The following is a 12,597-nucleotide window of genomic DNA, read 5'->3' as shown; positions in this document are numbered from 1 at the left end:
CGCCGCCGCCAGCGGGAAATCAACCGGGTCTCAGAGATCCTCAGTTCTTCGCTTCAATCTGCTCCTGGGTGACCGTGGCGAAGTCGGATACCGCATCCGGCACTTCTTCGCCGTCCACGAAAACCGTTGGAGTCCCGCTGACGCCATAGGTCTCTGCTGCCTGGGTGCCGAACTTCACCCATGGTCGGAAGGTATCTTCCTCCAGGCAGGCGGAGATGTCGCCGGCCCCGGCGGTTGCTGCCATCTCGGCGAGTTCCCCATCGGAGAGCTCGCCGTTCTCGAAGTTGCCGAACAAGGCTGCAGAGAAGTCCCAGTAGGCCCGCGGCGAGGTGTCCGCCACACAGGCAAGCGCCGCAGCACCGCGGGACGAATACTCCGTCTGCGAATTGGGATCCAGGTATGCCACATTCCGGTACTCGAACGTGATGGCGCCCTCATCCAGCCAGGTCTGAATTTGCTCGGCATGCGTCTGCTCGAAGTTGGCGCAGTGCACGCAGTTCACGTCGACGTATGCCACAACCTGTACAGGCTGGTCAGTAGCAGACGCCTCGACGCCGGGCGGAGGATCCGCTGCGTTCGGGGCTTCATCAGGGAGGGACGCGACGTCGACCGTTTCAATGGACGTTGTTGCCAGCTCCGTTGTGGAGGTCAGAGTGATACCGCCGTACTTATTGCCATGCGCAGGAGCCGGGCCGGCATCGGGAACCTGACTCCGAAGGTTTCCGGCAACGATCAACCCAATGATCACAAGGATTGCAACGATAGCGGCAACAACGCCCCACTTGATGAGGAACGATGCACGCTTCTCACGGCGCTCCCGCTCCTCCACCACCCGCCGTGCCTGCTCCCGCGACTCTGACTTCCGTTGTGCCTTGCTCGGTCTGGGGTTGCTGGAAGTCATCAGTCCTCATTGCTCACTCGGTTACGCGTCCTACCATTTTAGGTGATGCTGCTGTCCGCTCCCCCTACCCACCCAACCGGCTAAAGTCGTCAGTAGGCCTACGATCGTCAGAGGAGACAGTATGCAATCAGGGGACACACCGTACGGTGAGTTCGAATTCATTGTGGTGTCCAACCGACTTCCGGTTGACCGCGTGAACGACGACGACGGCAACGGCTCCTGGCGTCGCTCACCCGGCGGTCTGGTCACCGCACTGGCTCCTGTGATGGAGAAGGCCGACGGCGCATGGGTAGGATGGCACGGCGCCGCGGACGAGGCACTTGAATCCTTCGACCACAGTGAGATCCGGCTGGTTCCCGTTCCGCTGAGCGCTGAGGAAGTCGAGTTCTACTATGAGGGCTTCTCCAACGCGACCCTGTGGCCGCTCTACCACGACGTCATCGCCCCGCCTGAGTTTCACCGCCACTGGTGGGATTCCTACCGGAAGGTCAACGAGCGCTTCGCAGCGGAGACTGCGGCCGTCGCAGCCGAAGGCGCCACCATCTGGGTCCAGGACTACCAGCTTCAGCTCGTTCCCAAGCTGTTGCGCGAGGCCCGTCCTGATCTGAAGATCGGCTTCTTCAACCACATTCCGTTCCCTCCGCTCGAAATCTATGCCCAGCTCCCATGGCGGCGCCAGGTGATCGAGGGCCTGCTCGGCGCTGACCTGATCGGGTTCCAGCGACCGAGCGACGCCAGCAACTTCCTGCGCTGCGTACGCAGATTCCTGGGGCTCGCGGTCCGTCAGCAGCAGGTACAGGTGAAGGGCGCAGACGGATCCCCTGACTACGTTTCACGGGCAGAGGCGTTCCCCATTTCCATCGATGTCCAGCGCATCGTCGACCTCGCCAACCGCCCCGACATCATCGAGCGGTCTCAGGAGATCCGTCGTGAGCTCGGTAATCCCCGGCACATCCTGCTCGGAGTTGACCGGCTGGACTACACCAAGGGCATCGGCCACCGCCTGAAGGCCTACGAGGAACTACTCGCCGACGGCCTGATCCAGGTCGAGGACGCCGCCCTCATCCAGGTCGCCAGCCCCAGCCGTGAACGGGTGGAGCAATACAGGCTCCTGCGTGAAGAGGTGGAGGGCGCCGTCGGGCGTATCAACGGCACGTACGACACCATCAAGAACACTGCTATCCGCTACCTCCACCACAGCTATCCGGTGGAGGAAATGGTGGCTCTCTACCTGGCTGCCGACGTCATGCTCGTGACAGCGCTCCGCGACGGTATGAACCTCGTGGCGAAGGAGTATGTCGCAGCCCGTACGGGAAACCGCGGAGCGCTGGTCCTGAGCGAGTTCGCCGGAGCAGCTGACACGCTCCGGCAGGCAATCCTGGTCAATCCGCATGACATCGACGGTCTCAAGAGCGCCATCCGCGGTGCCCTCGATATGAGCGCCTCCGAGGCAACCCGCCGGATGCGCACCATGCGCCGTCAAGTACTGCAGAATGACGTGGAGCGCTGGTCGAAGGCCTTCCTCTCAGAACTGCAGAAAGGCGCACGGGAGGATCTCCTTGTCTGATTCACTCAGCCCGGAATTGCTTGCCGCTCTCGCGACGGCGGCCGCGACGAAGACGCTGCTGGTTGCGCTCGATTTCGACGGCACCATGTCCCCGCTGGTTGACCGCGCGGAAGACGCCCGTGCGCTGCCCGGATCGGCGGCAGCATTGCGCGATCTGGCGCAACTGCCAAGGACGACGACGGCGCTCATCTCCGGACGCGCTCTGGACAGTCTGCGCCGGGTCGCCTCTCCAGAGCCGGAAACGCTCCTCATCGGCAGTCACGGAGCTGAGGCGTGGACCGGTCCCGGTGGTGCGCCCCTTGAACTGACGCCCTCGCAGGTGGAAATCCTGCGCCATGCGACCGGCGCCGTCCAACAGGTGGTCGATGCCCATCCCGGTACGCTGCTGGAACTGAAACCAGCCGGCGTCGTGCTGCATATGCGGACGGCAGACGCAGAGACAGCCCAGTCGGCCGCAACTGCGGCGCGTGCCGCACTGTCATCGCTGGACGGCGTCCACCTGAGCAACGGCAAGAACGTCCTGGAACTCTCCGTGGTGCAGGCGGACAAGGGAAGGGGTCTGCAGTCCCTTCGTGAACTCACCGCGGCAACCGCAGTAGTGTTTGCCGGTGACGACGTCACCGACGAACACGCGCTGAAGACCCTCCAGGCACCCGACGTCGGGATCAAGGTCGGAGACGGAGAGAGCGCTGCGACGTACCGCATCACCTCCCCGGAGCAGCTCGTTGAGGTCCTTCAGGAGTTGGTGAGGTTACGTCGTGCTGGCGTCTCTACCTGACTTCGTGCCATACTTTTCCTTGTGACGCAGTTCACGGTGGGTCAACTTCGGCCTCCGTCCTGATCACGCCAACTGAATATTTCCATTCACAACGGATCGTCGGGCACGTACCTGCCCGTGAAAAGGATAAGAAAAAAATGGCAACGGTAACGTTTGACCAGGCTACGCGCCTGTACCCGGGCACTGACAAGCCCGCAGTAGACGGCCTCAACATCGAGATCGCAGACGGCGAATTCCTCGTTCTCGTCGGGCCCTCCGGTTGCGGAAAGTCCACCTCCCTCCGCATGCTGGCCGGCCTCGAGGATGTGAACTCCGGCCGCATCCTCATCGGTGACCGCGATGTCACCGACGTTCCGCCGAAAGACCGAGATATCGCGATGGTCTTCCAGAACTACGCGCTGTACCCGCACATGTCCGTTGCCGACAACATGGGCTTCGCACTGAAGATCGCGGGCATCTCCAAGGAAGAGCGCGCCCAGCGTGTCCGGGAAGCCGCAAAGCTCCTCGATCTCGAGGACTACCTCGACCGCAAGCCGAAGGCTCTTTCCGGTGGTCAGCGCCAGCGTGTTGCCATGGGTCGTGCAATCGTCCGCAACCCGCAGGTCTTCCTCATGGATGAGCCGCTGTCCAACCTCGATGCGAAGCTCCGCGTGCAGACCCGTACCCAGATCGCCTCGCTCACCCGTCGCCTCGGTGTCACCACCGTGTACGTGACCCACGACCAGGTCGAGGCCATGACCATGGGCGATCGCGTCGCAGTGCTGAAGGACGGCATCCTTCAGCAGGTGGATACCCCCCGCAACCTCTACGAGCGCCCGAAGAACGTCTTCGTTGCCGGCTTCATCGGCTCCCCCGCCATGAACCTGCTGGAGCTGCCGACCTCGGAGGACGGCGTGAAGTTTGGCGACACCACGTACCCGGTGGCGCGCGAGGTCCTGAGCTCCGCACACGGCGGTACAGTCACGCTGGGTGTTCGTCCCGAAGATCTTGGCCTCGTCGGTGCCGGCGAAGGCCTGCAGGTTGAGGTGGATGTCGTGGAGGAACTTGGCGCTGACGCTTACCTCTACGGCCACACCACGCTCAACGGCCAGGACCACGACATCGTGGCACGCGTAGACGGACGCCGCCCTCCAATGAAGGGTGACACGGTATATGTACGGCCGGTAAAGGGCCACGTGCACCTGTTCGACACCAAGGACGGCCTTCGCCTGGCCGACCACGTGTAGCAATTTGACCGCTAGCGGTTAGATGCACATTCCGCGGTGGCCCCTGTTGGTTGACGGTAAACTCAACCAGCGGGGGCCATCGTCGTTGTTAGGACATACAGGTCGCCGTGAGGACACCCAATCACCATGACTGATTCGACCGAAGCCAACTGGCATCACGAGCCAACGGACTATGACCAGGCCGGCAAACTGCCCAGGACCCGAAGTGCGTTCGGGGAAGGCTCGCTGGGATCGCTCAACATCACGGCAGCGGCCACCGACCCGGAGCTCCTCGACCTCCCATGGCATCTGGGACTGGAGGAGTGGCCGGCCGAGTATCTCGCTGCTCTGCCCCGTGGAATCTCCCGCCATATTGTCCGATTCGCCCACCTCGGCGGATCCGTGATCGCTGTGAAGGAAACCAGCGAACATATTGCACGCCACGAGTATCACATGCTCCGCAAGCTGCAGCGCCTGGACGTTCCGTGCGTGGAGCCGGTTGCCGTCATCGCAGGCCGGAAGACGCGTGACGGCGAGGACCTGAACCCGGTGCTGGTCACCCGCCACCTGAAGTTCTCCATGCCGTACCGGGCGCTGTTCTCACAGATGCTGCGCAAGGACACTCTGACCCGCCTCATCGATGCCCAGGCGCTGCTCCTTGTCCGTCTCCACCTCATCGGTTTCTATTGGGGAGACGTATCACTCTCCAATACCCTGTTCAGGCGAGATGCCGGGGCGTTCGCTGCTTACCTCGTGGACGCTGAGACCGGTGAACTGTATCCGGAATTGTCTACCGGGCAGCGCGAGTATGATCTCGAGATTGCCCGGGTGAACATCGCCGGTGAACTGATGGACCTGGCAGAGGGCGGTCTCATTGAGGAAAAGGTGGACCCACTGGCTACCAGCGAGCTCATCATGGACAGCTACCGACGCCTGTGGGCCGAACTCACCGACAAGGAGTCGTTCGAGCTCGGTGAGCGCTGGCGGGTGAACGCAAGGATTCGGCGCCTGAACGAACTCGGCTTCGACGTCGAGGAGTACGCCATACGGACAGTTTCCGAGACTTCCCAGATCCAGCTGCAGCCCAAAGTGGTCGACGCCGGGCATCACAGCCGTCGTCTTATCCGGCTCACCGGCATAGATGCCCAGGAGAACCAGGCCCGCCGGCTGCTCAATGACATGGACGCCTACCGGGCAGACAACAGTCCGGGCCTCGACGAAGAGATCAGCGCACACCAGTGGTTCAATGATGTCTTCGAGCCGATCGTTCGGGCAGTTCCGCGGGAGCTCGGCGGAAAGCTGGAGCCGGCGGAAGTGGTCCATGAGGTGCTGGAGCACCGATGGTACATGTCTGAAAAGCAAGACAGAAACGTTCCGCTTGCCGAAGCCGTGCAGTCATACCTGGATTCGGTGCTGCGGCATCGCCGCGACGAAGCCGCGATCATGCTGACTGCTGACACCAAGACGTTGGACATCATCAGCGGTGGGGCGCAAGAGGGCAGCTGAGCCGTCCTGTGAGCAAGCAATACCTAGAGAGCGTCTGCGGTCCCGGCTTGAGCCGGGACCGCAGACGCTCTCTGATTGGAAGTTTCCGCGCTTCCCGCCTTGCTTACGGGGTCAGCTGACTGCAGTCAATTTGCTGGCCCTGGAACTCCTGAATGCCGGGCCCTGCACTCTGGCAGAATTCGACGACCTCCTGCGAGAACGGAATGAGCGCAATCAAGCCGATTACCGCGATGATGCCCGTAATGACGCCGATCGCTCCGATGATAATGCCGGCAAGTGCGAAGCCATTGCCCATCCCGGCCTTCCTCGACTTCACCATCGCGACGATAGAGATGATCAGACCCACGATCGAAATGGGCCAGATGATAGAGCAGACCAGACCGACAATGCCGAGCGTCTTTCCAGGGTTCTCCGTCGGTTGACCGTAACCGCCGCCGTAGCCGCCGGGTGTGCCATACGGTGAAGCCGGCGCCTGGCCATAGCCCTGAACTGGCTGCTGGCCGTAGGACTGACCGGACTGCTGGCCATAAGACTGACCGTAACCGGACGGCTGCTGTCCCGAACGCTGGTCGGACGACCTGGGCTGCTGCCACTGCTGCCCCGCCGGGTATCGGCGGGAGTCGTCCTGGCCGTCATCGTTGCCCGGTTGACCGGTGGTGTTGTCTGACACGGTGTTGTCCCCATTCTTCAGTGCGATGCCACTGGCCTCTTCCAGGGCGCTGGCTCAATCCAGTCTATCCGTCTGGAAGGTTCGGCAACGGTAGCGGGATACCGATGGTTTCAGCGGCGTGTTCTCAGGTGATCGCCTTGCCCGGATTGAGTATCCCGAGTGGATCAAACGCTTCCTTGACCCGTCGTTGCAGGCTCAGCACCTCAGCACTCTGTTCCCACGCCAGCCAACGTAACTTGTACTGCCCCACCCCATGCTCGCCGGTGATGGTTCCACCCAGCCCCAGGGCAACCCGCACCGACTCGTCGAGCGCTGCCTGCAGCCTGAGCATTCCCGCCTGCCCTTCGTCTCGATTAACCCAGAACGTGGGGTGGAGGTTGCCGTCTCCCGCGTGCGCAACGAGGCGAAGCCTCACGCCGTGTTCCGCGGCCATCCGTTCAAGCTCACCCGCATAGTGCACCAACTGGGATCGCGGAACTGCGACATCCTCCCCAACGCGGAAATCGTCGTCGACGCCGTCGCCTCTCGCGTTGCGCCGCAAGTCGAGGAGCATAGCGGCTTCCGAGCCGTCCTCCGCTTCGACGGTCGCGCCTGCCTGGGTCAGGACTTTGCGCACGACGGCGGATTCCGCTTCAGCGCCAAAGCCGTCAGTCTGGATGAGCAGCAGGGCTCCGCCCCTGGCTGCAAGGTTCGATTGGAAGGCGGCGTCCAGGACGCCCAGGGTATTACCGTCAAGAAGTTCAAGAATGGCCGGCTGAACGCGGGCAGCACCAATGGCGAGAACGCCTGCGGCCGCTGCTGGAAAGTCCGGGAAGAAGGCGGCCAGAGTTCGGGTTTGGATCGGAAGGTACTTCAGGCGCACGGTGATTCCCACAACAATGCCGAGCGTACCTTCAGATCCCACGAATAGCGCGGTCAGGTCATACCCGGCAACGCCCTTGAACGTGGTGTGCCCCGTATGGATGAGCGTGCCGTCTGCAAGCACCACGTCGAGGGCCAGAACCGAATCCCGGGTTACACCATACTTGGCACACCGCAGCCCGCCCGCGTTGGTGGCGACGTTGCCGCCCAGTGTGGATATTGTGTGACTCGCCGGATCGGGTGCATACATCAAGCCGTGCGGTGCAACCGCGAGATTCAGGTCCGCGTTGATGACCCCCGGCTCCACAATGGCAAGCTCATCCTGCGGACGCACCTCGAGGATGCGATTCATCCGCTCAAGGCTGAGGACAATGCACCCGGACACCGCATGGGCGCCGCCCGAAAGGCTGGTCCCGGTTCCGCGTGCTACGACCGCCACCTTGAAGAGATGCGCACACCGCATAACGTGCTGCACTTCCTCAACGCTCTCCACCAGTACGACGACGGCGGGCATCGCCGGTTGCGTGACCGGGCCCTGATCCCGCGAATACTCCTCAAGCACCCCGCTGCTCATCAGAATGCGGGAGCTGTGCACGCCGAGGTGCAACTCCCTCACGAGGGAGGAGGTTTGATCGGACATTTCGCGCGCAGCCGCATTCGTCACGAAGCGCCACCCATGAATCGTCGATAGGAAGCCATCACGGTTGCCCAATTGGGCGCAGCAGCACGCTGCTCGTGACCCAGCTCGCCGTCGGTCCACCCGTCATGAACCAGGCTCACCTGCGTGCTTCCGCGACCCGCGGTGAAGGTGACCACGACACGACTCGACAAATTCGGGTTGCCAAGGTAGTGCCACCTGAGCTCCAGCTCTCCGCCAGATGTCTCTCCTGCCACGGTTGCCCATGACGCCGAGTTGCCCGCGGCATCCTCCTCAAAGAGCTCCCCGCTGGTGAATTCCGGATGGGTACCATCGCCGAATCGGGTCTGATCAACGGGCCACCACAGATGGATACCGTCGGTGAACCCTGCGAATGACTCGTCGCGGGTCCGAGGGACGGTCACCTCTGCAGTGAGTGGTCCCGGCTTAGTACCTGGTTCGCGATCTGTGGAGCCGGCATCACGATGGGAGAAGAGACTGTCCATAGTGGAACTCTAGTTGGTGTTGTTGGTGTGGGTTTAAAGCAGGAAAGGCCTCACCGTGAAGGTGAGGCCTTTCCGTAAGTGTTGTCCGGCGGTGTCCTACTCTCCCACACTCTCTCGGGTGCAGTACCATCGGCGCTGTGGGTCTTAGCTTCCGGGTTCGGAATGGGACCGGGCGTTTCCCCCACGCTATGACCGCCGTAACCCTTGTACCCGACCCCGTACCGGTGTGAGCGGTGGTGGGGTGGGAAGTATGTGGTTACAACTGTTCAGTGTAGTTGTACGTAATTGTCAATATTGTGTTGTGTGTTCCCTGGTAACCGGTGTTATTGGTTGGGAACCGCATAGTGGACGCGTAGCATTCGTGTTTTGTGTGGTGTCAAGTTATCGGCGTATTAGTACCGGTCAGCTTCACGAGTCGTTAGTCCTCGCTTCCACATCCGGCCTATCAACCCAGTGGTCTGGCTGGGGGCCTCTCACACCAAATGGTGTATGGAAATCTCATCTTGAAGCAGGCTTCCCGCTTAGATGCTTTCAGCGGTTATCCCATCCGAACGTAGCTAATCAGCGGTGCACTTGGCAGTACAACTGACACACCAGAGGTTCGTCCGTCCCGGTCCTCTCGTACTAAGGACAGCCCTTCTCAAATTTCCTACGCGCGCAGCGGATAGGGACCGAACTGTCTCACGACGTTCTAAACCCAGCTCGCGTACCGCTTTAATGGGCGAACAGCCCAACCCTTGGGACCTACTCCAGCCCCAGGATGCGACGAGCCGACATCGAGGTGCCAAACCATGCCGTCGATATGGACTCTTGGGCAAGATCAGCCTGTTATCCCCGAGGTACCTTTTATCCGTTGAGCGACGGCCATTCCACAATGTACCGCCGGATCACTAGTCCCGACTTTCGTCCCTGCTTGAGATGTCTCTCTCACAGTCAAGCTCCCTTGTGCACTTACACTCGACACCTGATTGCCAACCAGGCTGAGGGAACCTTTGGGCGCCTCCGTTACTTTTTAGGAGGCAACCGCCCCAGTTAAACTACCCATCAGGCACTGTCCCTGACCCGGATTACGGGCCGAAGTTAGATATCCAGAGTGACCAGAGTGGTATTTCAACGATGACTCCACCTGAACTAGCGTCCAAGCTTCACAGTCTCCCACCTATCCTACACAAGCCACACCGAACACCAATACCAAACTATAGTGAAGGTCTCGGGGTCTTTCCGTCCTGCTGCGCGTAACGAGCATCTTTACTCGTAGTGCAATTTCGCCGAGTTTATGGTTGAGACAGCGGGGAAGTCGTTACTCCATTCGTGCAGGTCGGAACTTACCCGACAAGGAATTTCGCTACCTTAGGATGGTTATAGTTACCACCGCCGTTTACTGGGGCTTGAATTCCCAGCTTCGCCCACAAGTGAGCTAACCGGTCCTCTTAACCTTCCAGCACCGGGCAGGAGTCAGTCCGTATACATCGTCTTGCGACTTCGCACGGACCTGTGTTTTTAGTAAACAGTCGCTTCCCCCTGGTCTCTGCGGCCCCGATCCGCCTCCCCACAGCAAGTGTGGTTCACGGTTGGGGCCCCCCTTCTCCCGAAGTTACGGGGGCATTTTGCCGAGTTCCTTAACCATAATTCTCTCGATCGCCTTAGTATTCTCTACCTGATCACCTGTGTCGGTTTGGGGTACGGGCAGTTGGAACCTCACGCCGATGCTTTTCTAGGCAGCATAGGATCATCGGATCCCCACCAAAAAGCGGGGCCCATCGGGTCTCAGAGACGGTATCAAAACCAGGACCACGGATTTGCCTATGGTCCCTCCTACATCCTTAGACCGGGACAACCATCGCCCGGCCCGACTACCTTCCTGCGTCACACCTGTTAATACGCTTACCTCCCAAGATCAGGTCCCACGCTCCCCATCAACACGGACCCCGAAGGGCACTGGAAAATGGTTTGGGCGGTTAGTATCCCTTGTTCAGTATGGGCGGTTCTTCACCGGTACGGGAATATCAACCCGTTGTCCATCGACTACGCCTGTCGGCCTCGCCTTAGGTCCCGACTTACCCAGGGCAGATTAGCTTGACCCTGGAACCCTTGATCATTCGGCGGACGGGTTTCTCACCCGTCTTTCGCTACTCATGCCTGCATTCTCACTCGTGTAGGCTCCACCGCTGGTTTACACCGCGACTTCACTGCCCACACGACGCTCCCCTACCACTCCAAACGCCTGAACTCAGGAGAACAAGTCTCCGGCTTGGCTAACATTTGAAATCCACAACTTCGGCGGTGTACTTGAGCCCCGCTACATTGTCGGCGCGGAATCACTTGACCAGTGAGCTATTACGCACTCTTTCAAGGATGGCTGCTTCTAAGCCAACCTCCTGGTTGTCTGAGCAACTCCACATCCTTTCCCACTTAGCACACGCTTAGGGGCCTTAGTTGGTGGTCTGGGCTGTTTCCCTCTCGACTATGAAGCTTATCCCCCACAGTCTCACTGCTGCGCTCTCACTTACCGGCATTCGGAGTTTGGCTGACGTCAGTAACCTTGTAGGGCCCATCGGCCATCCAGTAGCTCTACCTCCGGCAAGAAACACGCAACGCTGCACCTAAATGCATTTCGGGGAGAACCAGCTATCACGAAGTTTGATTGGCCTTTCACCCCTACCCACAGCTCATCCCCTCCATTTTCAACTGAAGTGGGTTCGGTCCTCCACGACGTCTTACCGTCGCTTCAACCTGGCCATGGGTAGATCACTTCGCTTCGGGTCTAGATCACGCCACTCACTCGCCCTATTCAGACTCGCTTTCGCTACGGCTACCCCACACGGGTTAACCTCGCGACGTAACACTAACTCGCAGGCTCATTCTTCAAAAGGCACGCCATCACAGGACAAAATCCCGCTCTGACGGATTGTAGGCACACGGTTTCAGGTACTATTTCACTCCCCTCCCGGGGTACTTTTCACCTTTCCCTCACGGTACTGGTCCGCTATCGGTCATCAGGGAGTATTTAGGCTTACCAGGTGGTCCTGGCAGATTCGCACGGGATTTCTCGGGCCCCGTACTACTTGGGATACTCTCCAAGCGGCAGCACGCATTACAGCTACGGGACTCTCACCCACTCCGGTCGGGCCTTCAAACCCGTTCACCTATACGCCTGCACTCACTTCACCAGTCCGGCAGAACTGATACGGAAAGTCCCGCAACCCCAGAGATGCAACGCCCGCCGGCTATCACACACCACTGGTTTAGCCTCATCCGCGTTCGCTCGCCACTACTAACGGAATCACTATTGTTTTCTCTTCCTGTGGGTACTGAGATGTTTCACTTCCCCACGTTCCCCCCACGCACCCTATGTGTTCAGGTACGGGTCACCCAGTCACTCGCGCGCTGAGCGGGGTTTCCCCATTCGGACATCCTGGGATCAAAGTTCGGTTATCAACTCCCCCAGGCTTATCGCAGATTCCCACGTCCTTCTTCGGCTCCTGATGCCAAGGCATCCACCGTGTGCCCTTAAAAACTTGACGATCACACACAACCAACACAACCAACCCCAAAGAGCCGGCCATGCCAAACGATTGCGTGCATACACAAAATTTAAGATGCTCGCGTCCACTATGCAGTTCTCAAACAACAACCCCAGTCAACACACCACCCACACCCCACAACCCCAAACAAACAGGATCAAGACATGAGCGGTAATGCCCAGGAAAACCAGAAACACCAGCCAACCAAACCCCCACCCGAAACAAACCACACAACCGTGCGACTCATCCCCAGCAGAAACCCAGCCCCTGTTGCCTCAGGACCCAACAGTGTGCCACACACTACCGAACCAGCAACCAACCAGCCCTTTCCCAAACCACACACCCCACCCCGCCAGGACAAACCCGACAGAACAGAAAACATGCGACCCGTACTCAAACCAACCAGCACCAACCCGGCACCTATTCATTGATATTCCACCCA

Annotated in this window: 8 protein-coding genes and 2 rRNA genes; 4 read left to right on the top strand and 6 right to left on the bottom strand. The window is 60.1% G+C overall.

Features of this window, described 5'->3' with window-relative positions:
- Nucleotides 1–40 precede the first annotated feature (40 nt).
- Nucleotides 41–901, bottom strand: coding sequence for a DsbA family protein (locus AC1MBU_RS04520; RefSeq protein ID WP_479788867.1), 861 nt, complete (start codon nt 899–901; stop codon nt 41–43).
- A 121-nt stretch (nt 902–1,022) separates the two neighbouring features.
- Between AC1MBU_RS04520 and otsA the strand changes: the two genes are divergently transcribed.
- From otsA to AC1MBU_RS04500, 4 genes are all read left to right on the top strand, one after another.
- Nucleotides 1,023–2,468 (top strand): alpha,alpha-trehalose-phosphate synthase (UDP-forming), encoded by a 1,446-nt coding sequence (gene otsA, locus AC1MBU_RS04515; RefSeq protein WP_204534256.1) that lies wholly within the window; start codon nt 1,023–1,025, stop codon nt 2,466–2,468.
- On the top strand, nt 2,461–3,246 hold the full coding sequence (gene otsB / locus AC1MBU_RS04510; RefSeq protein WP_471672875.1) for a trehalose-phosphatase: 786 nt from the start codon (nt 2,461–2,463) through the stop codon (nt 3,244–3,246). Before otsA ends, otsB begins: the two co-directional genes overlap by 8 nt.
- Before the next feature lie 137 nt (nt 3,247–3,383).
- The gene (locus AC1MBU_RS04505; protein WP_277359107.1) at nt 3,384–4,472 is read left to right on the top strand and encodes an ABC transporter ATP-binding protein; all 1,089 of its coding nucleotides are present in this window, start codon (nt 3,384–3,386) and stop codon (nt 4,470–4,472) included.
- Nucleotides 4,473–4,598: 126 nt separating this feature from the next.
- Nucleotides 4,599–5,957 (top strand): DUF4032 domain-containing protein, encoded by a 1,359-nt coding sequence (locus AC1MBU_RS04500; RefSeq protein WP_277359106.1) that lies wholly within the window; start codon nt 4,599–4,601, stop codon nt 5,955–5,957.
- Between the two features lie 103 nt (nt 5,958–6,060).
- Here AC1MBU_RS04500 and AC1MBU_RS04495 read toward each other — a convergent pair whose 3' ends face one another.
- The 5 genes from AC1MBU_RS04495 to AC1MBU_RS04475 form a co-directional block, all read right to left on the bottom strand.
- Nucleotides 6,061–6,627 carry a hypothetical protein gene (locus AC1MBU_RS04495; protein WP_479788864.1) on the bottom strand — a complete coding sequence of 189 codons (567 nt, stop codon included), beginning with the start codon at nt 6,625–6,627 and terminating at the stop codon, nt 6,061–6,063.
- A 124-nt stretch (nt 6,628–6,751) separates the two neighbouring features.
- Nucleotides 6,752–8,128, bottom strand: a complete 1,377-nt coding sequence (locus tag AC1MBU_RS04490; protein WP_479788862.1) for an FAD-binding oxidoreductase — start codon at nt 8,126–8,128, stop codon at nt 6,752–6,754.
- 20 nt (nt 8,129–8,148) lie between these two features.
- On the bottom strand, nt 8,149–8,631 hold the full coding sequence (locus AC1MBU_RS04485; RefSeq protein ID WP_346028732.1) for an SRPBCC family protein: 483 nt from the start codon (nt 8,629–8,631) through the stop codon (nt 8,149–8,151).
- Between the two features lie 83 nt (nt 8,632–8,714).
- Nucleotides 8,715–8,831: ribosomal RNA gene (rrf, locus tag AC1MBU_RS04480) — 5S ribosomal RNA — on the bottom strand.
- A gap of 172 nt (nt 8,832–9,003) precedes the next feature.
- Nucleotides 9,004–12,155: ribosomal RNA gene (locus tag AC1MBU_RS04475) — 23S ribosomal RNA — on the bottom strand.
- Nucleotides 12,156–12,597: the final 442 nt, after the last annotated feature.

This window comes from Arthrobacter sp. PTI12, assembly GCF_056679915.1.
The sequence above is the reverse complement of the archived record's forward strand: the minus strand, read 5'-3'. Positions and strand labels throughout refer to the sequence as shown.